The sequence below is a fragment of the Cellulomonas sp. zg-ZUI22 genome, assembly GCF_017353535.1.
GTDB classification, from domain to species: Bacteria; Actinomycetota; Actinomycetes; order Actinomycetales; family Cellulomonadaceae; genus Cellulomonas; species Cellulomonas wangleii.
The window spans coordinates 1,150,231-1,170,311 of sequence record NZ_JAFMUZ010000001.1; the positions used below are offsets into that span (position 1 = coordinate 1,150,231).

Annotated in this window: 24 protein-coding genes and 3 tRNA genes; 17 read left to right on the top strand and 10 right to left on the bottom strand. The window is 75.1% G+C overall.

Translation table 11 applies throughout. The annotated features are described in order from the left end of the window. Positions 1-50 precede the first annotated feature (50 nt). From J1G43_RS19350 to purM, 6 genes are all read left to right on the top strand, one after another. Complete coding sequence (locus J1G43_RS19350; RefSeq protein ID WP_207339294.1) at positions 51-1,370, top strand: sensor histidine kinase; 1,320 nt, start codon at positions 51-53, stop codon at positions 1,368-1,370. Further along, positions 1,322-1,969, top strand: coding sequence for a response regulator transcription factor (locus J1G43_RS05195; RefSeq protein ID WP_207339293.1), 648 nt, complete (start codon positions 1,322-1,324; stop codon positions 1,967-1,969). Before J1G43_RS19350 ends, J1G43_RS05195 begins: the two co-directional genes overlap by 49 nt. Before the next feature lie 50 nt (positions 1,970-2,019). Then, positions 2,020-2,397: a sterol carrier family protein gene (locus J1G43_RS05200; RefSeq protein WP_207370152.1), complete on the top strand. Its 378-nt coding sequence runs from the start codon at positions 2,020-2,022 to the stop codon at positions 2,395-2,397. Positions 2,398-2,411: 14 nt separating this feature from the next. Continuing rightward, on the top strand, positions 2,412-2,846 hold the full coding sequence (locus J1G43_RS05205) for a phage holin family protein (protein ID WP_207339291.1): 435 nt from the start codon (positions 2,412-2,414) through the stop codon (positions 2,844-2,846). A gap of 70 nt (positions 2,847-2,916) precedes the next feature. Continuing rightward, positions 2,917-4,464 carry an amidophosphoribosyltransferase gene (gene purF, locus J1G43_RS05210; protein WP_207339290.1) on the top strand — a complete coding sequence of 516 codons (1,548 nt, stop codon included), beginning with the start codon at positions 2,917-2,919 and terminating at the stop codon, positions 4,462-4,464. Then, positions 4,461-5,582: a phosphoribosylformylglycinamidine cyclo-ligase gene (gene purM, locus J1G43_RS05215; protein ID WP_207339289.1), complete on the top strand. Its 1,122-nt coding sequence runs from the start codon at positions 4,461-4,463 to the stop codon at positions 5,580-5,582. The genes purF and purM overlap by 4 nt, the downstream gene beginning before the upstream one ends. Before the next feature lie 114 nt (positions 5,583-5,696). Here the strand turns inward: purM and J1G43_RS05220 are convergent, their stop codons facing one another. Further along, entirely contained in the window at positions 5,697-5,906 is a 210-nt protein-coding gene (locus tag J1G43_RS05220) for a DUF3073 domain-containing protein (RefSeq protein WP_207339288.1), read from the bottom strand. Between the two features lie 692 nt (positions 5,907-6,598). On the opposite strand from J1G43_RS05220, the gene J1G43_RS05225 reads away from it, so the two are divergent. After that, positions 6,599-6,814 (top strand): BldC family transcriptional regulator, encoded by a 216-nt coding sequence (locus J1G43_RS05225; RefSeq protein ID WP_249670615.1) that lies wholly within the window; start codon positions 6,599-6,601, stop codon positions 6,812-6,814. A 234-nt stretch (positions 6,815-7,048) separates the two neighbouring features. Here the strand turns inward: J1G43_RS05225 and J1G43_RS05230 are convergent, their stop codons facing one another. The 6 genes from J1G43_RS05230 to J1G43_RS05255 all read right to left on the bottom strand — a co-directional run bounded on the left by J1G43_RS05230 (position 7,049) and on the right by J1G43_RS05255 (position 9,006). Then, positions 7,049-7,342 (bottom strand): DUF3618 domain-containing protein, encoded by a 294-nt coding sequence (locus J1G43_RS05230; protein WP_207339286.1) that lies wholly within the window; start codon positions 7,340-7,342, stop codon positions 7,049-7,051. Further along, positions 7,339-7,773: a phage holin family protein gene (locus J1G43_RS05235; protein ID WP_207339285.1), complete on the bottom strand. Its 435-nt coding sequence runs from the start codon at positions 7,771-7,773 to the stop codon at positions 7,339-7,341. Before J1G43_RS05235 ends, J1G43_RS05230 begins: the two co-directional genes overlap by 4 nt. A 128-nt stretch (positions 7,774-7,901) precedes the next feature. Next, positions 7,902-8,333 carry a phage holin family protein gene (locus J1G43_RS19565; protein WP_207339284.1) on the bottom strand — a complete coding sequence of 144 codons (432 nt, stop codon included), beginning with the start codon at positions 8,331-8,333 and terminating at the stop codon, positions 7,902-7,904. 369 nt (positions 8,334-8,702) lie between these two features. Next, a tRNA-Phe gene (locus J1G43_RS05245) sits at positions 8,703-8,775 on the bottom strand. Positions 8,776-8,814: 39 nt separating this feature from the next. Continuing rightward, positions 8,815-8,888: transfer RNA gene (locus tag J1G43_RS05250), tRNA-Asp, on the bottom strand. A 45-nt stretch (positions 8,889-8,933) separates the two neighbouring features. Next, positions 8,934-9,006: transfer RNA gene (locus tag J1G43_RS05255), tRNA-Glu, on the bottom strand. 186 nt (positions 9,007-9,192) lie between these two features. Here J1G43_RS05255 and J1G43_RS05260 point away from each other — a divergent pair. Genes J1G43_RS05260 through J1G43_RS05275 form a run of 4 tightly spaced genes read left to right on the top strand, consistent with a single transcriptional unit; the run spans position 9,193 to position 11,875 of the window. Further along, positions 9,193-9,537, top strand: a complete 345-nt coding sequence (locus J1G43_RS05260; RefSeq protein WP_089798709.1) for a metallopeptidase family protein — start codon at positions 9,193-9,195, stop codon at positions 9,535-9,537. Positions 9,538-9,587: 50 nt separating this feature from the next. Further along, entirely contained in the window at positions 9,588-10,031 is a 444-nt protein-coding gene (locus J1G43_RS05265; protein WP_207378285.1) for a helix-turn-helix transcriptional regulator, read from the top strand. Further along, entirely contained in the window at positions 10,028-10,939 is a 912-nt protein-coding gene (locus J1G43_RS05270; RefSeq protein ID WP_207339283.1) for a cation diffusion facilitator family transporter, read from the top strand. Before J1G43_RS05265 ends, J1G43_RS05270 begins: the two co-directional genes overlap by 4 nt. Before the next feature lie 30 nt (positions 10,940-10,969). After that, complete coding sequence (locus J1G43_RS05275; RefSeq protein ID WP_207370154.1) at positions 10,970-11,875, top strand: LLM class flavin-dependent oxidoreductase; 906 nt, start codon at positions 10,970-10,972, stop codon at positions 11,873-11,875. Between the two features lie 65 nt (positions 11,876-11,940). On the opposite strand, the gene galE is transcribed toward J1G43_RS05275, so the two are convergent. Next, entirely contained in the window at positions 11,941-12,918 is a 978-nt protein-coding gene (galE, locus tag J1G43_RS05280) for a UDP-glucose 4-epimerase GalE (RefSeq protein ID WP_207370155.1), read from the bottom strand. A gap of 232 nt (positions 12,919-13,150) precedes the next feature. On the opposite strand from galE, the gene J1G43_RS05285 reads away from it, so the two are divergent. From J1G43_RS05285 to J1G43_RS05305, 5 genes are read left to right on the top strand one after another with little or no spacing between them, the layout of a single operon-like run. Continuing rightward, positions 13,151-14,044 (top strand): phytoene/squalene synthase family protein, encoded by an 894-nt coding sequence (locus tag J1G43_RS05285; protein ID WP_207378086.1) that lies wholly within the window; start codon positions 13,151-13,153, stop codon positions 14,042-14,044. After that, positions 14,041-15,747 carry a phytoene desaturase family protein gene (gene crtI / locus J1G43_RS05290; RefSeq protein ID WP_242635210.1) on the top strand — a complete coding sequence of 569 codons (1,707 nt, stop codon included), beginning with the start codon at positions 14,041-14,043 and terminating at the stop codon, positions 15,745-15,747. The genes J1G43_RS05285 and crtI overlap by 4 nt, the downstream gene beginning before the upstream one ends. Beyond that, positions 15,744-16,082, top strand: a complete 339-nt coding sequence (locus tag J1G43_RS05295) for a lycopene cyclase domain-containing protein (protein ID WP_207339279.1) — start codon at positions 15,744-15,746, stop codon at positions 16,080-16,082. Before crtI ends, J1G43_RS05295 begins: the two co-directional genes overlap by 4 nt. Next, positions 16,079-16,417, top strand: a complete 339-nt coding sequence (locus tag J1G43_RS05300; protein ID WP_207339278.1) for a lycopene cyclase domain-containing protein — start codon at positions 16,079-16,081, stop codon at positions 16,415-16,417. Before J1G43_RS05295 ends, J1G43_RS05300 begins: the two co-directional genes overlap by 4 nt. Continuing rightward, positions 16,417-17,286 (top strand): prenyltransferase, encoded by an 870-nt coding sequence (locus J1G43_RS05305; RefSeq protein WP_207339277.1) that lies wholly within the window; start codon positions 16,417-16,419, stop codon positions 17,284-17,286. Before J1G43_RS05300 ends, J1G43_RS05305 begins: the two co-directional genes overlap by 1 nt. 44 nt (positions 17,287-17,330) lie before the next feature. On the opposite strand, the gene J1G43_RS05310 is transcribed toward J1G43_RS05305, so the two are convergent. After that, a complete protein-coding gene (locus J1G43_RS05310) occupies positions 17,331-17,876 on the bottom strand; it encodes an MOSC domain-containing protein (RefSeq protein ID WP_207339276.1) in 546 nt (181 codons plus the stop codon). An 89-nt stretch (positions 17,877-17,965) separates the two neighbouring features. Continuing rightward, a complete protein-coding gene (locus J1G43_RS05315) occupies positions 17,966-19,048 on the bottom strand; it encodes a substrate-binding domain-containing protein (protein WP_307859482.1) in 1,083 nt (360 codons plus the stop codon). Between the two features lie 433 nt (positions 19,049-19,481). Here J1G43_RS05315 and J1G43_RS05320 point away from each other — a divergent pair, with 433 nt between their 5' ends. Continuing rightward, entirely contained in the window at positions 19,482-20,078 is a 597-nt protein-coding gene (locus J1G43_RS05320; protein ID WP_207378088.1) for a hypothetical protein, read from the top strand. Positions 20,079-20,081: the final 3 nt, after the last annotated feature.

Below are 20,081 nucleotides of genomic sequence, written 5' to 3' on the forward strand. Positions count from 1 at the left end.
TGGACCTGGCACCCCCGACAACCGGTGCGCCCGCGGCCAGGATGGGCGGCATGGAACGCCGTACCCCCTGGGCCGCGACCGGCAGGTCGCTCGCGCTCGTCCTGCTCGCCGTGCCGAGCCTGCTGCTGACGGGCCTCACCGTCGTCGCCCTGGTGCTGGCGCCGCTGGGCGTCGGGCTCGCGCTCCTGCGCGCGCTGCTGCCGGCGGTGCACGGCCTCGCCCGCGCCGGCCGGGAGCTCGCGACGTCCGCCCTCGGGCACCCGGTGCCGCTGGTCGAGCTGCGGACGCAGGAGCCGTCGCCGCTGCTGGAGCCGGGCGCGTGGGGGCTGGGCGCCGACGGCACCCTGCGGGGGACGGACCTGGCGGCGCTGAGCCGCGGCGCCACCGAGCCCTTCCGCCAGGGATGGCGCTGGCTCGTGGACGCCGACGCCTGGCGCCTGCTCGGGTGGGTCGCCTTCGCGGGCACGGGCGGGTTGCTGCTCAGCGCCCTCGTCGTCCTGCTGGTCCCGGTGACGGTCGCCGCCGTGGTCCTCGCGCTGGTGCTCCCGGCGGGCGGCGTGCCCTGGCCGTGGGCGGTCGCCCTCGTCGTGCTCGCCGTCCTGGCCGCGTGGACGTGGTGGCGCCACGGTGACGCCCTGGGGCGGGCGCGTGCCGCGGCGGACGCCGCACTCCTCTCACCCGGCCGGCAGGCGCTGCTCGAGCAGCGGGTCCAGGACCTGGCGGCCTCGCGCTCGCAGAGCGTGGACGACGCGGCGGCCGGGCTGCGGCGCATCGAACGGGACCTGCACGACGGGGCGCAGGCGCGGCTCGTGTCGCTGGGCCTGACCCTCGGCATGGTCGCCGAGCTGATGGCAGACGACCCCGACGAGGCCCGCGCCCTGCTGCAGGAGGCCCGCGGCACCACGGCCGCCGTGCTGCGCGACCTGCGCGACCTGGTCCAGGGGATCCACCCGCCGGTGCTCGCCGACCGCGGCCTGTCGGGTGCGGTCGAGGCGCTCGCGCTGGACCTCACCGTGCCCGTGACGCTGACCGACCGGCTGCCCGGGCGGCCGCCGCCGGCCGTCGAGTCGGCGGCGTACTTCGCGGTCGCCGAGTCGCTGGCCAACGTCGTCAAGCACGCGGACGCGACGCGGGCGTGGGTCCGGCTGCAGGCGGACGGGCCGGTGCTCCGCGTCGAGGTCGGGGACGACGGGGTCGGCGGGGCCGACCCCGCCCAGGGCTCGGGCCTGCAGGGCGTCCGCTCCCGCCTGGCGGCGTTCGACGGCACCATGGGCGTCGACAGCCCGCCGGGCGGTCCGACAGTCATCCACCTGGAGGTGCCGTGCGCGTGGTCCTCGCCGAAGACCTCGCACTCCTCCGCGACGGCCTGATCCGGCTGCTGACGGCGCACGGCTGCGAGGTCGTCGCGGCCGTCGAGGACGCCCCGGCGCTCGAGGTCGCGCTCGCGGACCCGACCCTCGACGTCGCCGTCGTCGACGTGCGGCTGCCGCCGGGGTTCAGCGACGAGGGCCTGCGCGCCGCGATCGAGGCACGCCGGCGCCGGCCGGGGCTGCCGGTGATGGTGCTGAGCCAGTACGTCGAGCACCTGTACGCGCGCGAGCTCCTGGCCGACGGCGCCGGCGCCGTCGGCTACCTGCTCAAGGAGCGGGTGTCCGACCCGGCAGGCTTCGTCGACGCCGTCCGGACCGTGGCCGCCGGGGGCACGGTGCTCGACCCGGAGGTGGTCGCCGCGATCATGGCGCGACGGCGGGCCTCCCCGCTGGCACGGCTCACGGCGCGCGAGCGCGAGGTGCTCGAGCTCATGGCGCAGGGGCGCTCCAACGCCGGCGTCGCGGCCGCGCTCGTGGTCACGGAGAAAGCGGTGGCCAAGCACATCGGCAGCATCTTCACCAAGCTCGACCTGCCCGTCGGCCCCGACGACCACCGCCGGGTGCGGGCCGTGCTGGCCTGGCTGGACGGGCAGGACTGAGCAGCCGCCACGGTCGGACGTCCCGGCACGCGTGGGGGAGGATGGAACACGTGCCACCGCGTCGCCGTACCGACCCCGCCGACGGGCGCGCCGCGCTGCAGGCGTGGCGCGCGGACCCGGGCTCCGCCCCGACGGCCGTGCGGCGCACCGCGGTGCGCTTCACGCTCGAGGAGCTCGCGGACGTGGCGCCGGGCAACGCCGTCGAGGTCCGCGTGCCGCCCGACGGCGCGGTGCAGGCCGTCGAGGGGCCGCGCCACACCCGTGGCACGCCGCCCAACGTCGTGGAGACGGACCCGGCCACGTGGCTCGCCCTGGCCGCCGGTGACGTCACGTGGGACGAGGCGGTCGCGGCGGGACGGGTGCACGCGTCGGGCGAGCGGGCCGACCTGGGGCACCTGCTGCCGCTGCAGGCGACGCGGAGCCGCTGACCTACGATCGTCCCGTGCCCGACACGCCCCGCCCCGCCGACGACGCCCACGACGACACCCGCCAGGACGTCCCGGCGCCGACGGCCCCGGCGGGACCCCCGCCCGCTGCTCCCGGTACCCCGGACGAGGCGCCCGGCACGCCGGACGAGGCCGAGCTCGCACGGGTCGCGGTGCCCGCGACGGTGCGCCGCGCGCCGCGGTACGGCGCGTTCCTGGTGGCCGGGGCCCTGGTCGGCATGGTCGTCGGGCTCGTCGTCGCGGCCCTGACGTCCGACGGGAGCAGCAGCACCGCGGACGGCGGGGTGCTGCCGTTCCTGGGCGGCGAGAACGGCGTGCGCTGGCTGCTCGCGCTCTCGCTGGGCATCGTCGGTGCCCTGGTGGGCGGGGTGCTGGCCCTGCTCGCGGACCGGCGGAGCACTCGGGGCCGTCGCCCCGCACCGCCCGCCTGACGGGGCCGTGCCCGCCGCCGTCCGGTGGACGGGCGAGCCGGGGTGACCCGGGGTGTGCCACCATGGTGCCGTGGCCCCCCGCGCAGACGGACGTCTCACCCACGACCTTCTACCCGGCGAGAAAGGCCCGCAGGACGCCTGCGGTGTCTTCGGCGTCTGGGCACCCGGCGAAGAGGTGGCGAAGCTCACCTACTTCGGCCTCTACGCGTTGCAGCACCGCGGCCAGGAGTCGGCGGGCATCGCGACGTCCAACGGCCAGCAGCTGCTCGTCTACAAGGACATGGGCCTGGTCTCCCAGGTCTTCGACGAGACCGCGCTGAACGCCCTGCAGGGGCACATCGCGATCGGCCACACCCGGTACTCGACCACGGGCGGCTCGACGTGGGAGAACGCGCAGCCGACGCTGGGGGCGACCGCCGCGGGCACCGTCGCCCTGGGCCACAACGGCAACCTCACCAACTCCGCCGAGCTCGTCGACCTCGTCGCCGAGCGGTACGGCAGCCAGCGGCGCGGCGAGCTCGCGCGCGGCAACACCACCGACACGGCGCTGATCACGGCGCTGCTCGCGGGGGACCCCGACCACACGCTGGAGGCCACGGCGCTCGAGGTGCTGCCGCGGCTGCGCGGCGCCTTCTGCCTGGTCTTCATGGACGAGCGCACGCTGTACGCCGCGCGTGACCCGCAGGGCGTGCGCCCGCTGGTCCTCGGGCGCCTCGAGCGCGGCTGGGTCGTCGCGTCCGAGACCTCGGCACTGGACATCGTCGGTGCGTCGTACGTCCGCGAGGTCGAGCCGGGGGAGTTCATCGCGATCGACGCCGACGGGCTGCGCTCGACGCGGTTCGCCCCGATCGACCGCGCCGGCTGCGTCTTCGAGTACGTCTACCTGGCGCGGCCCGACACCACGATCAACGGGCGGTCCGTGCACGCCGCGCGTGTCGCGATGGGGCGCCGGCTCGCGGTCGAGCACCCCGTCGAGGCGGACCTCGTGATCCCCGTCCCCGAGTCCGGGACGCCCGCCGCGGTGGGCTACGCGGCCAAGTCCGGCATCCCCTTCGGTCAGGGCCTGACGAAGAACGCGTACGTCGGGCGCACGTTCATCCAGCCGTCGCAGACGCTGCGCCAGCTCGGGATCCGGCTCAAGCTCAACCCGCTCAAGGACGTCATCCGCGGCAAGCGGCTGGTGGTCGTCGACGACACGATCGTGCGGGGCAACACCCAGCGTGCGCTCGTGCGGATGCTGCGCGAGTCCGGGGCCGCTGAGGTCCACATCCGCATCACCGCGCCACCCGTGAAGTGGCCCTGCTTCTACGGCATCGACTTCGCGTCGCGTGCCGAGCTCATCGCCAACGGCCTGGGGGTGGAGGAGATCGCCCGGTCGCTGGGCGCCGACTCGCTGGGCTACCTGTCCGAGGAGGGCATGATCACCGCCACCGAGCAGCCTGCGTCGCAGCTGTGCACCGCGTGCTTCAGCGGCCGGTACCCCATCGAGCTGCCCCCGTCGGAGCGGCTCGGCAAGCACCTGCTGGAGCAGAACCAGCTGCCGTTGGGGCAGCCCGAGGACGGTCTGCTCAGCATCGTCCCGGCAGCCGGTGGCGCGTCCGCGCTGGAGCACCCGTGAGCGCCCCGCAGCCCGTCACGTACGCGTCCGCGGGCGTGGACACGGAGGCGGGGGACAGGGCCGTCGAGCTGATGAAGGACGCCGTGCGGGCGACGCACGGGCCTCAGGTCCTCGGCGGGGTCGGCGGGTTCGCCGGCCTGTACGACGCGGCCGCGCTCACCGCCTACCGCCGGCCCCTGCTGGCGACGTCCACGGACGGCGTGGGCACCAAGGTCGCCATCGCGCAGGCGATGGACGTGCACGACACCATCGGCTTCGACCTGGTCGGCATGGTCGTGGACGACATCGTGGTGGTCGGCGCCCGGCCGCTGTTCATGACGGACTACATCGCGTGCGGGCGGGTCGTGCCGGAGCGCATCGCCGACGTGGTGCGCGGCATCGCGGCCGCGTGCTCGGTGGCCGGCACCGCGCTCGTCGGCGGCGAGACCGCCGAGCACCCCGGGCTGCTCGCTCCGGACGAGTACGACGTCGCCGGCGCCGCGACCGGCGTGGTCGAGGCGGACGAGCTGCTGGGTCCCGAGCGCGTCCGCGCCGGCGACGTGCTCGTGGCCCTCGGGTCCTCGGGTCTGCACTCGAACGGCTACTCGCTGGTGCGACGGGTCGTCCAGGTCGCCGGCTGGGGCCTGGACCGGCACGTCGACGACCTCGGGCGCACCCTGGGCGAGGAGCTGCTGGAGCCGACCCGCGTCTACGCGGCGGACTGCCTCGCGCTGGTCGAGCGGTTCGGGCCCGAGCAGGTGCACGTGTTCAGCCACGTCACGGGCGGGGGCCTGGCGGCCAACGTGGCCCGTGTGCTTCCCCCCGGCCTCGTCGCGGACGTCGACCGGGCCTCCTGGGTGCTGCCGCCGGTGTTCGCGCTCGTGCAGGGCCTCGGGGCCGTGCCCTGGGGCGACCTGGAGAGCACCCTCAACCTCGGCGTCGGCATGGTCGCCGTGGTCGCGCCCGACGTGGCGGACGAGGTCCAGCGCGCCGCGCGCGAGCTCGGGATGCCGGCCTGGGTGCTGGGGACGGTGCGGGACGCCCGGGCCGACGACGCCACCGCGGCGGACGTCGTCGCGGGGACCAAGGGCGTCCAGGGCGGTGCCGTCCGGCTGCACGGGACCTACCGCACGGCGTGAGACCGGTGTGCGCATCGCCTGCACGCGGCCTCGCGCGCGCGACAGCGCGTCGCCGACCCGAAGGTCGGCGACGCGTCGTCGCGGTCGTCTGCGCCGATCAGCCCCCGGGCAGGCTCAGAAGTCGTCGTCCCGGGGCCAGCGGTCACGACCGGCGGGGTCGTCGTCGTCCGTGCTCACCGCGCTGCGGCGGCTGTCCGTGACGACATCGTTGCGGCTGCGCGACGTGAGCTCCTGCTCGAGAGCCCGGTAGTTGGTGTCAGGGCTGAAGTACTTCAGCTCCCGCGCCACCTTCGTCTGCTTTGCCTTCTGACGGCCGCGCCCCATGGCATCGACCCCCTCTAACGTGGAAGCGGGGCGGCTCCGTGCTGACACGTGCGGCCCCGGGTGCTGTTGAGTCTCTTCGTGTGGCAACGGTACAGGGTCGCGATCCATTCCGACCACCTGCGCCAGGTGGGTTGGGACACGTGACGGTGGGTGCCAGGCGGCGCTGACTTCACGGATGTCTGCTCTGACTGCGGCGTTCTGCGGGTCGGCGCACGGGTGGCCGGCCGCGCCGTGGGCGTCGCGCCCTCTGGCGCGGCTCACTGTGACGCAGATCACATTCCCGTTGCGAACCGCTGCGGGAACGTGTCCACGCTACACCGTTCGTGCACGTCAGAGCGTTGATGCGCTTCGACGCCCTGCGTTTGCGCTGGTCACGACATGCGTCGTGCAGAGCACCCCGAACCGGGCAATCATCCCAGGAGACGAACGTCACACGTTCGTGCGACGCCGTTCGGGTGGCGATCGGAGATGTGTCCGGATTGAGGCGGGTTTAGGCTGCTGCTTGTCGACGGCACCCCAGCGCCGTGGTGACGGTTTCGGCGTCCGGATCACGGTGGCGGCGACCGGATCCGCGTCGCCGACGACCTGCCGGGGTGCCCGATGTGTCAGATTCAGTACCAAGACGTACGCCCCGCCGCGGACCAAGTGACATGACTCGGAGGCTCGGGGCGGTCACACATGGGAGGTATCCAGTGTCCACCGCACACTCGTCAGAGGCCGAAGCACTCCTCACGCCGTCCGAGGTCGCGACCCTGTTCCGGGTCGACCCGAAGACCGTGACCCGCTGGGCCAAGTCCGGCAAGCTCTCCTCGATCCGCACGCTCGGCGGCCACCGCCGGTACCGCGAGTCCGAGGTCCGTGACCTGCTGAACGGCGTCCCGCAGCCCAGGACGACCCCGCAGTCCTGAGGTCCGGCGCAGGGGGCACCAGCGTCGACGTGTTGCGCGCACCGCGGGGGAGTGTGCGAGACGTCCCGACGCCGGCCTCCGGCACCAGGCCTCCGGCACGCACGACGGCCGCGGTCGGACCACCCGGATCACCCGGGTGGCTCGACCGCGGCCGTCGGCGTCGTGCCTGCGGTGCGCGCGTCCTGAGTCCAGCGTGGCCCTGAGTCCGGCGTGGTCCTCAGTCCCGCGTGTCCCTCAGTCCCGCGTGGCGCGGCGCACGATGCCCACGACCACCAGTGCCACGACGACACCGGCAACCACGAGCACCTTGCGCGCGCGGGCGCGGTCCTCGGGCAGGGCTGCCGGGTCCGTCGCGTCGAAGACGAGGCGGCGGCCCCGGTCCTTGGCCCGCTCGGCCTGCCGGCGCGGGTCGACCCGGTCGACGAGCGCGTCGACGGTCTCGGCCAGCTGCGCGCGGGCGAGGGCCGCCTCGGCCGTGAGCGTGCCGATGTCGGTCGCGGGTGTCGGCGTGATCTCCTCGGCGCTCACCGGTGCATCCCCTTCTTGACGGTCTCGACGTCCTCCTGCAGGTTCTCCATGGCCTGGTCGGGCACGGGCGGCATGCCCTTCTGCAGGCGCTTGACGCCCAGCAGGCCCAGCACCGCGGTGATCGCCAGCAGCACGAGCGAGACGATCAGCGCCGCCAGCCAGGGCGACACCGCGTTGGACAGGCCCAGGATGGCCGTCGTGATGAGGGTGCCGAGCGCGTACAGCGCCAGCACTGCCGCACCGGCGACGAGGCCGATGCCGATGCCCGCCTGCGTGGCCTTGGCGGTCACCTCGGCCTTCGCCAGGCTGATCTCGGCGCGGACGAGACGCGTGGCCTGCTCGCTCAGATCGGAGACGAGGCGACCGAGCGACCGGGGGTCCTCGGGTGCATCGGGGCGGGCATCGCTCGCCCAGCCGGAGTGCGTTGCCATTTTCGACGACCTTCCTCACCTGCGGAGACGGGTGCTGCGACGGTCTTCAGTCTGCCCGTAGGAGCAGGTGCGCGCGAGGGCGGCGCCCCGCGACGCGCCGCGCGGGAGGTCGTCGGTGCCGTGCGGGGTCAGTCGACCCAGGGGTGCACGAGCTCCTCGGCGGGGTGGGTGCTCGACGGCGCGGGGATCACGGGGCCCGCGGCCGGGAGCTTCGCGCGGCCCCAGGCGGCCGCGCCGGCGGCGAGCAGCACCAGCGCTGCGCCCACCAGCAGGGCGGAGAGCCACAGCGGCAGCGCCGTGGCCAGGCCGAACACCGCACCGAGGGCGAAGAGCGCGATGCCGATCACGGTCAGGAGGGCCGCGACGGCGAAGGCGATCGCGGACGGCCGGATGCGCACCGCCCGCGTCCGCACGCTGCGACCGACGGCGTCGAGCTCGTGCTGGACCGCGGCCCGCACCTTGTCCTCCGCGCGCTCGATGCGGTCCCGCGCGCGCTCGGCGAGGGGGTCGGTGAGGCGGTCGAGGATGCGGGGGCGGGGGCGGTCGGTCGTCGTGGTCACGGTCGTGTCCTCGGTCGATGGGAGCTGTGTCTCCACGGTAGGCGCGCAGGCCCGCGCGGCGAACGGGACGATGGGCCTGACTCGGACGGGTGACCGGCTCGCCGCGGGGCCCGGAGTGTCGCGGGTCCGGGCGCGGCGGGTCCGTGGCCGTGGGTCTCTGGCGCCGCGCGGCCGGGCGCCGGTGCGGACCTGCCACCGTCCAGCGCGACGCGTGCGCGTGCCGGGCGTGCGGCGTGGCGGGCGCGCTGCGGCGACGGCGGGGCCGGGGCTCGGGGGGCGCGGTGCCGGCACGATCAGGGCAGGGTGCGTCGTCGCACGGTCCCGGACATGCCGACGGCCCCGGCGGGCGTCCCGCGGGGCCGTCTGAGGTGGCTCCGACCGGCGTCGATCCGGTGACCTTTCGATTTTCAGTCGAACGCTCTACCAACTGAGCTACAGAGCCTCGCAACGAGGAAGCCGACCTCTCGGTCGGCCCTCGCAGCGACCCCGACGGGACTTGAACCCGCGACCTCCGCCGTGACAGGGCGGCGCGCTAACCAACTGCGCTACGGGGCCTCGTGGTGACCGGAGCCACCCTAAGCCTTACTGCTGAACTGCTCGTACCCCCAACGGGATTCGAACCCGTGCTACCGCCGTGAAAGGGCGGGGTCCTAGGCCGCTAGACGATGGGGGCGGGTTGTCCGCCCCTGACGTCGAGGCGTCGGAAGACCGGTGATGAGCATACGGGCTGCCGGCCGGAACTCCAAAGTCGATGCGTCTGCGCAGGTCAGGTGGGGTGCGGATGGTTCGTGCCGCGCACGCGGGGACAGAGTGCGGGGCGGTTGCGGGCCGCGCCCGGCAGGATGGTCCCGTGGTCGAGATGACGCGTGACGAGTTCGAGGACGCGGTCCGTGACGCCCTGGACGAGATCCCCGAGGAGCTCGCGGCGATGATGGACAACGTCGTCGTGCTCGTCGAGGACGAGGCGCCGGCCGACGAGCCGGAGCTGCTGGGCCTCTACGAGGGCACCCCGCTGACCGAGCGGGGCGAGTTCTGGGCTGCCGGGTCCCTGCCGGACCGGATCTTCGTCTACCGGCTGCCGACCCTCGCGATCTGCGAGGACCGGGACGAGGTCGTCGAGGAGGTCGCGATCACCGTGGTGCACGAGATCGCCCACCACTTCGGCATCGACGACGACCGGCTGCACGCCCTGGGGTGGGCGTAGCCCGGGTCGCCGGGGCACCGGCCCCCGGCAGGTATCATCGCCATGTGACGATGACAGCCGTAAGTGCGTCGGCCGCCGCCACGCAGGACGCACCACTCGATGACCACCCGCACGCCGACGTCGCGCAGATCCTGCACGCGCTCGCCGAACCCACCCGGCTGTCGCTGGTCCACACGCTCGCGGGCGGGACGTACCGGGTCGTCGAGCTGACGTCGACCCTGGGCCTCGCGCAGTCGACCGTGTCCGCGCACCTGGCCGTCCTGCGTCTGGCGGGCCTGGTCACCGCCACGCCCGAGGGGCGGGCCACGCGCTACGCGCTGGCCGACCCGGAGATCGACGAGGTGCTCGCGGCCGCCGAGCGGTTCGTGGCGCGGCAGCGCGAGGGCCAGGCGCCGGGGGCGGGGTCCTCGACGTGGCGGCACCTCGAGGCGGCCCGTCGCGGGCTCGCAGCGGGAGGGGGCGACGGCAGGCTCGCGGAGCGGGCCGGCGGGTGAGCGCGCACCGGCACGACCACGCGACGGCGGCCGGCGGGCATCGCGGACGTCTGGCGTCCGTGCTGGCGCTCACGCTCGGCGTCATGGTCGTCGAGGTGGTCGGCGGTGTGGTGTCGGGGTCGTTCGCGCTGATCGCGGACGCGGGGCACATGCTCACCGACGCGTCGGGGCTGGCGGTGGCGCTCGGGGCGAGCGTGCTGGCCGCGCGGCCGGCGACGTCCCGGCGCACCTTCGGGTGGCAGCGTGCCGAGATCCTGGCGGCGCTGGCGAACGGGCTGGTCGTCGCGACGGTCGGGGTCCTGGTGCTGATCGGCGGCATCCGCCGCATCCTGCAGCCCACCGAGGTGGAGCCCGGGCTGATGCTGGGGGTCGCCCTGCTCGGGCTGGCCGCCAACGCCGTGGGCATGCTGCTGCTGCGGCGCGGGCGCCACGAGTCGCTCAACGTGCGCGGTGCCTACCTCGAGGTGCTGGGCGACGCGCTCGGCTCCGTCGCGGTCGTCGTCGCCGCGCTCGTCACGCTGACCACGGGCTTCACGCGAGCCGACGGCATCGCGTCGGTCGCGATCGCGGCGCTCGTCGTGCCGCGGGCGGTCCTGCTGCTGCGCGAGGTCGTCGCGGTCCTGCTGGAGTCGGCACCCGAGGGCGTCGACCTCGACGTGGTCCGTGCGCACATCGCGGGCGTCCCGGGCGTCGTCGGGGTCCACGACCTGCACGCGTGGACCATCACGTCGGGGGTGCCGGTGCTCTCCGCGCACGTGGTCGTCGCCGACGAGGAGCTCGACCGGGCCGGGACCGGGCGCGTGCTGAGCCAGCTGCGCACGTGCCTGTCGGGGCACTTCGACGTCGAGCACTGCACCTTCCAGCTGGAGCCCGCCTCGCACGTCGACGAGGCGGGCCTGCACCCCTGACGCCCGAGCGTGGCGGGTACCGTGGGCGCCATGGTGCGCATCGGGGTGGTGCTGCTGCCGCAGGAACGGTGGGCGAGCGCACGGACGCGCTGGCAGCGGGCGGAGGAGCTCGGCTTCGACCACGCGTGGACCTACGACCACCTGGCCTGGCGCGACCTCGCCGACGAGCCGTGGTTCGCCACCGTCCCGCTCCTGGCGGCGGCCGCGGCGGTGACCGAGCGCATCGGCCTGGGCACCTGGGTCGCCTCACCCAACTTCCGCCACCCCGTGCCGTTCGCCAAGGACGTCATGGGCCTGGACGACGTCTCCGCGGGCCGGTTCGTCCTCGGGCTCGGCGCCGGCGGCGAGGGCTGGGACGCGAGCGTCCTCGGACCCCCGCCCACGCGCGGCGAGCGCACGCGGCGGTTCGCCGAGTTCGTCGAGCTGCTCGACGCGCTGCTCACGCAGCCCGTGACGGAGCACTCCGGCGAGTTCTACACGGCGCAGGCCGCGCGGATGGTGCCCGGCACCCTCGCCCGGCCCCGCACGCCGTTCGTCGTCGCCGCCAACGGCCCGCGGGCCATGGCGCTCGCCGCCCGGTACGGGCAGGGGTGGGCGACGTACGGCCCCGGGACGGGCGTCGGCGACGGGGTCGACGCCGCGACCGCGCAGGAGACCTGGTGGGACGGGCTCGCGGGGATGGTGGACGCGTTCGACCAGGTCGCCGGCGACCGTCCGGTCGGCCGCTGGCTCAGCCTCGACGGCGCGCCCCGGTTCTCGCTCACGTCCGCGGCGCTCGCCGTCGAGGGCGTCGAGCGCGCGGCGGCGCTGGGCTTCGGGGACGTCGTCGTGCACTGGCCCCGGGCGTCGGGGGTCTACGCGGGGGACGAGCGTGAGCTCGAGCGGTTCGCCGCGGAGCTGCCCCGGCTGCAGGCGCTGCAGCCCGCCACGCGTTGAGGTCCGGCGGCGGGGTCGGTCCGTCGCTCCCGGGTGGGGCGGCGGGTCGGCTCGCCGGCGGGGTGTCAGCGGCGGTGGGCCGCCCAGGCCGTGGCGACCATCTGCTCGGGGGTGTGGCGCATCGCCCAGTCGAGGTCCCGCGCGGCGGCCTCGCCGGACGCGACGATCCGGGCGGGGTCGCCGGCGCGGCGCGGGCCGACCTCCGGGGTGAAGCCGATCCCCGTGACGTGGGCGACGGTCGTCATGATCTGCGCGACCGACAGCCCGTCCCCCGACCCCAGGTTGTAGACGGGGTCCAGCGTGCGGCCGTCGGCCAGGGCGCGCGCCGCGGCGACGTGGGACACCGCGAGGTCCGCCACGTGCACGTAGTCGCGCACGCACGTGCCGTCCGGCGTCGGGTAGTCCGTGCCGTTGATGCGGGGCGTCCGGCCCGCCGCCAGGGCGTCGAGCACCAGCGGGAAGAGGTTGTGCGGGCTGGAGTCGTACAGGTCGGGTGCGCCGGAGCCGACGACGTTGAAGTACCGCAGCGACGTGTGGCGCAGGCCCGTGGCCACGCCCTGGTCGCGCAGCAGCCACTCGCCCACGAGCTTGGACTCGCCGTACGGCGACTCCGGTGCGGTCGGGGTGGCCTCGGTGACCACGTCGACGTCGGGTGTGCCGTACACGGCCGCGGACGACGAGAAGACGATCTGCCCGACTCCCGCGTCGGCCATCGCGGCGAGCAGGTGGGCCGTGCCGGTGACGTTCTGCTCGTACGTGTGCAGCGGCCGCTGCACCGAGACGCCCGCGTACTTGAAGCCCGCCAGGTGCACGACGCCGGTGACACCGTGCTCGACGAGCGCGGTGCGCACGGCGTCGGTGTCGACGACCGACGCCTCGACGAACGGCACGTCCGCGGGGACGAACTCCGCGTGCCCGCTCGACAGGTCGTCGAGCACGACCGGCCGCAGCCGATCGTCGCCCGTGGTCCGCACCGCGACCTGGAACGCCCGCACCACGTGCGCCCCGATGTACCCCGCCCCGCCCGTCACCAGCCACGTCATGGCCGCGAGCATAGCCGCCCGAACCCGCTGATCCCACAGAAGCACACAGGATCGAACACATCTGCACACCCCCGGAGTGCCCCGGGGATCACGGGGTGGGACGGCGTGATCCCGCGTACGCTTCCAGAACCCCCACGTCCGCCCTGGTGACGGTCGCGGTGGGCGGGGCACCCGGGGCGGGTGCCGGGGCGGGACGACGACGGGGCGGGCGCGCGTGGGCCGGAGCACGGGGATGACGGCGCGACGCCGGTACGACACCACGGCGGCGCGGGCCAGCCGGGCCGTGCTGCGGACCTACTCCACGTCGTTCGGGATCGGCACGCGACTGCTCCCGCCGCGCTCGCGGGCGGACATCGAGGCCGTCTACGCCCTGGTCAGGCTCGCGGACGAGGTCGTCGACACGTACCGCGGCCCCGACGCGGACGACGAGCTCGACGAGCTCGAGGCCCAGACGGCCCGTGCCCTGGTGACCGGCTACTCGACCAACGTCGTCGTGCACGCCTTCGCGCGCGCCGCGCGCCGCACCGGCATCGGGCACGACGAGATCGACCCCTTCTTCGCGTCCATGCGCGCCGACCTGTCCGTGCGCGAGCACGACCGCGCGTCGTACGACACCTACGTGTACGGCTCGGCCGAGGTCGTCGGCGTCATGTGCCTCAAGGTCTTCCTGTCCGCCGACCGCCGCCCGGGCGACCCGGTGGTGCAGCCGTCGCCGCAGGCGGTCGCGGGCGCCCGGGCCCTGGGCGCCGCGTTCCAGAAGGTCAACTTCCTGCGGGACCTGGGCGCCGACCACGGCGACCTCGGGCGGTCGTACCTGCCGGGCGTCGACGCCGGTCGGCTGACCGACGGTGACGTGCACGCCGTGCTCGACGAGGTCCGCGACGACCTGGCGACCGCGCGCGCCGCCCTGCCGCTGCTGCCGCCGCGGGCACGCTGCGCCGTCGAGGCGACCACCGCGCTGTACGACCGTCTGCTGCGGGACCTCGCGGCCACCCCTCCCGAGGACCTCACCCAGCGCCGTGTCCGCGTGCCGGGCCCGGTCAAGGCGGTCGTGGTGGGGCGCGTCGTGGCCGGTGCGCTCGTCCGCGAGGGCACGCAGCGCGTCCGGCGGGTGGTGGGCGCATGACCACGCAGCACCCGGTGCCGGGTGCGGTGCGGGACCCGCAGGGCGCTCACGCCGGCCGTGCCGTCCGCGTCGTCGTGATCGGCGGGGGTGTCGGCGGCCTGACGACGGCCGCGCTGCTCGCGCGCGGCGGTGCGCACGTGACCCTCCTCGAGCGGCACGAGCAGCTCGGGGGGCGCACGGGCACGTGGTCGGTCGACGGGTTCCGGTTCGACACCGGTCCGTCGTGGTGGTTCATGCCCGAGGTGTTCGAGCACACGTTCGCGCTGCTGGGGCGTCGCGTCGAGGACCACGTCGACCTGCAGCGGCTCGACCCCGCGTACCGGCTGTTCCCCGAGCCCGGCGCGGGCGTCGACCCGTTCGACGTGGTGGCCGACCCGTTCGTCAACGCCGCGACCTTCGACGCCGTCGAGCCGGGTGCCGGCGCCGCGATCCGCCGGTACGTCGCGGACGCGGGCGAGGCGTACCGCACCGCGCTCGACCACTTCCTGTACACGACCTTCGAGCGGCCCGACCGCGCACTGTCGCGCGACGTCCTGCGTCGCTCCGGGACGCTGGCCGGGCTGCTGACGCAGACCCTCGCGGACCGGATCGCCCGGACGGTCGAGCACCCGGTGCTGCGCCAGGTGCTGGGGTACCACGCCGTGTTCCTCGGGTCCTCGCCGTACCGGGTCCCGGCGCTGTACTCCCTCATGAGCCACCTCGACCTCGGCGAGGGCGTGTACTACCCCCGCGGGGGCATGTACACCCTGGTCGAGGCCCTGGCGGCGGCGGCCGTCGAGGAGGGCGTCGTCGTGCGCACGGGCGCCGACGTCGTCGCCGTCGAGGTCGACGACGCGCCGCGCAGCGTGCGGCACCCCCGCCGCCGGGGCGTCGCCCGCGGGGTGAGGCTGGCGGACGGCACGGTCGTCCCCGCCGACGTCGTGGTCTCCGGCGCCGACCGGCACCACACCGAGACGGCGCTGCTGACCCCGCAGCACGCGGACCTGCCCGCCGGGGCGTGGGAGAGCCGCGGGCCGGGCATCTCCGCTCTCCTGGTCATGGCCGGCGTGCGCGGCGAGCTGCCCGAGCTGCGGCACCACTCGCTGTTCTTCACGCGCGACTGGCCCGGCAACTTCGACGCGATCCTCGGGCCCGGGCGGGCCACGCCGCCCGACGGGCTGCGTGTGCCCGACGTCGCGTCCCTCTACGTCTCGCGGACCACCGCGTCCGACCCGACCGCGGCGCCGCCGGGGCACGAGAACCTGTTCGTCCTGGTGCCGTTCCCCGCCGACCCGGCGATCGGGACGCGGCCCGGCGAGCTCGACGCGCACGCGGACCGGTACCTCGACCAGCTCGGCGCGTGGGCGGGCGTCCCGGACCTGCGCGAGCGCGTCGTGGTGCGGCGCGTCGTCGGGCCGGCGGACCTCGCCCGCGACCTGTCGGCGTGGCGTGGCACCGCCCTGGGCATGGAGCACACGCTGCGGCAGTCGGCCATGTTCCGGCCCGGCGTCGCGTCGGCCCGGGTGCCCAACCTGCTGCACGTCGGCGGGGGCACCGTGCCGGGCGTCGGGCTGCCGATGGTGCTCATCGGCGCGGAGCTCGTGGCCAAGAGGCTGCTGGGGGAGACCTCCTCACGGCCGCTGCCCGCGCCGCTGCGACCCGGGTACCTGGCGTCCGCGCTGCCGCGCGGGCTGTGGTCCGACGTCACGGCGGGGCGTGCATGATCACGTTCGCCTACCTCGGGGCGCTGCTGGTCTCGATCGGCTGCCTCGCGCTCATCGACCGCCGGTTCGGCCTGGCCTTCTGGTACGACGCCCGCCGGTCCGCGTGGACCGTCGGCCTCGGCGTCGTCGGGTTCCTGCTGTGGGACGTCGCCGGGCTGCTGCTCGGGATCTTCGCGCGCGGGGACTCGCCGCACATGACCGGGCTGCTGCTGGCGCCCGAGCTGCCGGTCGAGGAGGCGTTCTTCCTCACGCTGCTCTGCTACGTCGGGCTGCTGGCGTGGCGGTGGTTCGACCGGACGGCCGAGCACCGTGCCGCGGGGCGGGGGCCGTCGTGACGAACATCGTGCTCAACGTCCTCGTGCTCACGGCGCTGACCGCCGTCTCCTGGTCGGTGCTGCGTCGGATGCGCGGGTGGGCGCTGTTCTGGGCTGTCGTGCACCTGTGCGTGCTCACCGCCGTCTTCGACACGATCATGATCGACGTCGGCCTGTACGTCTTCGACCCTGCCAAGATCCTCGGCTTCTACGTCTGGGGCGCGCCGCTGGAGGACTTCGCGTACGCGATCGCCGCGGCCGTGTTCGTGCCCGTGCTGTGGCGGGTGCTCGGACGCTCGTCGCGCACGGCGTCACGCCCGGACGGCGCGCACGGCGCCGAGAGCACGCACGCCTGATGCGCGAGGTGCTGGCCGCGTCGCGGCCCTTCTCCTGGGTGAACACCGCCTACCCGTTCGCCGCGGGATGGCTCATGGCCACCGACGGGCGCGTCGACGTGCGGCTGGTCGTCGGGACCCTGTTCTTCCTGATCCCGTACAACCTGCTGATGTACGGGATCAACGACGTGTTCGACTACGCGTCCGACCTGGCCAACCCGCGCAAGGGCGGGATCGAGGGCGGGCTGGTCGACCCGTCGCGGGCGCGCGCGGTGCACCGGCGCATCCTCGTCGCCTGCGTCGTCACGACCGTCCCGTTCGTCGTGTGGCTGCTGGCGCTCGGGTCGCCGCTGGCCGGCGTCGTGCTGCTGCTGGTGCTGTTCGACGTGGTCGCCTACTCGGCGCCGCGCCTGCGGTTCAAGGAGCGACCCGTCCTGGACTCGTTCTCGTCGGCCGTGCACTTCGTCGGGCCGCTGCTGTACGCGCTGGTCCTGGCGGGCGCCGACCTGGGCGCGCGGACCACCTGGCCCGTGCTCGTGGCGTTCCTGCTCTGGGGGATGGCGTCGCACGCGTTCGGTGCCGTGCAGGACGTCCGCGCGGACCGCGCCGGTGGGCTCGCGTCGATCGCCACGGTGCTGGGGGCCAGGCCCACGGTGCTGGCGGCCACCGCCGCGTACGTCGCCGCCGCGGCCGTGCTGCTGGTGCTGCCGTGGCCCGGCGTCCTGGCGGCGCTGCTGCCGCTGCCGTACGCCGTGAGCACCTGGCGGTTCCGCGGCGTCACCGACGAGGACTGCGAGCGTGCCAACGCGGGGTGGCGCACGTTCCTGTGGCTCAACCTGCTCACCGGGTTCCTGGTGACGATGCTGCTCATCGCGATCGCCCTGACCTGACCCGCGCCGGGCCGGGCCGGGCCGGGCCGGGCCGGGCCGCAGGGTCAGCCCAGCAGGACGTCCCGCACCGTCGGCGCCTCCGGGACGGTGTGCTCCACGACCACGGGGTCCCCGGCGCGCACCGAGCCGCGGTGCACCACCCGCAGGTAGGCGCCCACCCGGGCGGCGTCGCGGAACCGCCGGACCCAGCCGCGCTCGTCGTCGCCGCCCACCCAGCGGGCGAACGTCGCGCACGGGGTCCGCGGCCCGGTGACCTCGAGCACCACGTCGTCACCGAGGCGCCAGCGGTCCCCGATCCGCGCCGCGTTCGGGTCGAGGCCCTCGATCCGCAGGTTCTCCCCGAACCACCCGGGCGGCAGCTCGCGGCCCAGCTCGGCCTCCCAGTACGCGGCGTCGTCCTGCCCGTAGACGTACACCGCCTGGTCCGGGCCGCCGTGGTACTTGCGGTCGGCCTGCACGTCGGCACGCAGCCCGTACGGTCCCACGCGCACGGGCCGGGACACGGCGCGCTTGTCGATCGCGGTGACCCCCACGGGACCCGGGTCCGGGCGCAGGGCGTGGACGACGCACACGGCGAGGATCGAAGCCATCGGACCAGGGTAGGTGTGCCGGGCGTCGCGGCCGACGCCCACGCACCGAGCCATGGGCGGCGGGTGCCCGGACGGCTCACGGGTGACCGTCAGCGGCTGCGGTCGACCACCAGGTCCTGCCGCCGGGTGCCCGTGGCGGGCGCGGCGCCGGTGCTGCCGCGGACCGTCAACGACGTGGCGAGCTCGACGTGCCGGGACGCGGGCCACGTCCCGGCGGCCATGGTGAGCAGGGCCTGCACCGCCATCTGCCCCATGCCCTCGAGGTGCTGGTGGACGGTGGTCAGCGGCGGCGTCGTCCAGGCCGCCTGGGACGTGTCGTCGAAGCCGGTGACGCTCAGGTCGTCAGGCACCCGGATGCCGAGCGCGTGCGCGGCCGCGAGCACCCCGACGGCGAGCTCGTCGTCGGCGGCCATGAGGGCCGTGGGCGGGTCGGCCGACGTCAGCAGGTCGTGCGCGTGCCGGGCGCCCGTGGCGACGTCGAACTGGTCGGCGCGCACGAGCGCCGGGTCGACCGTGAGCCCGGCGGCGTCCATGGCGGCGTTGAAGCCGTAGAAGCGGTCCTGCGCGGCACCCGACGCCTCGGGCCCGCCGATCCACCCGATGCGCCGGTGGCCGAGGGCGATGAGGTGCTCGGCGGCCGCGCGGGCGCCGGCCCAGTTGGACGACGCGACGCTGACCATGCGCTCGTTGGTGGTGTCCACGGGGTCGACCATGACGAAGGGGATGCCGACGTCGGCCGCGGCGTCGATGAGCGCGTCCGGTGCGGACAGCGTCAGCCCCGCGATCCCGACGACCCCGCTCGCGCGCTGCTCGGCGATCCACTCGCGGGCGACGGTGCGCCGGCGCCGGGCGCCCAGGTCCGGCGCCAGGCGGGTCACCAGGTCCAGCCGGGCGTCCGTCGCCGCGGCCAGGATCCCCTCGAGGACCTTGAGGATGTACGGGGAGGCGGGCAGGTCGAACACGACCGCGACGGCGCGCCGCTGCGTGAGGAGCGCACCCGCCGTGGTCGGCCGGTAGTCGAGCTCGGCGACCGCCGCGAGGACCCGCTCCCGGGTGGCACCGGCGACGTCGTCGCGCCCGTTCAGGGCCTTGGAGACCGTCGCCTTCGAGACGCCTGCGACGGCCGCGACGTCCTGGAGGGTCGCCCGGCGGCCTGTCGGTCCTGCGTCCACGGTTCTCCTCGGTCTCGACGCACACGTGCGGGGCGCCGCACCTGGCCGCAGGCTAGACCCGTGGACGCTGACGCGAAAACATTTCGACGGCGCGTCGGCCAGGGATGAGGGTGCACGCCGCGAGGTGCCCCCGGCGGCGGAGCCGGGGCGACAGCGCCCCCGGCGAGTCCACTGCTCTGGCGCGACGTCTGTCGCCCCGGGGCCGGTAGCGACCAGCCCTCGTGATGCGGAACCACGTGCGAAACAGTTTCGCGCGCGGGTGCGTATCCCGACGCGGTCGGTCGCACCGACGGGCCGACAGGTCGCCTCCTGCCGGCGGGTCGGCGCCGTGAGAGGCGGCGGCGCGCAGGATCGCCGTGCGGGGACGGTGACACCGTCGTACGGTCGCGGGAGCCGGACGGCCGGCACGCAGGACGGGAGCAGCGTGGCGGACATGACGGTCGGGCAGGCCGCGCGGGCGCTGTTCCGCGGGCCCGGAGGGATCGTGCGGGCCGTCGGCGTCGCGTGCGTGCTCGTGGCGGTCGTCGTGCGGGGGCCGGTCGACACCGCCCTGTTCGCGCTGGTGCTGGCGGGGCTGGTGGCGCCACCGGCCGCAGGGGCGCCGCGCGCCCTGGACGCGGCGTACGGCATCGGCCTGATCGTCGCCGCCTGGTCCGGTGCGCTCGACCTCTACCAGTCGGTCGGCTGGCTCGACGTCGTCATGCACCTCGTCGTGACGGGGCTCGTCGCCGCCGTGGCGCACCTGCTGCTCGCGCGGCGGACCGGTGCCGCGCTGGACCCGGCGGCCGCGGCGGGCGGCGGGCAACGGGCGGGGGTCGTGGCCGTCACGGCGTCGCTGGGCCTGGCGCTGAGCGTGCTGTGGGAGATCGGCGAGTACCTGGGCAACACCTACGTCGACGACACCATCTACGTGGGGTACGCCGACACGATCGGGGACCTCGTCGCCGGCGGGATCGGCTCGGCGGTCGCCGGGCTGTGGCTGACCGCAGCGCGGGTGGCTGGCCGCGCGGGGTCGGGACCCTCGACGTAGCCT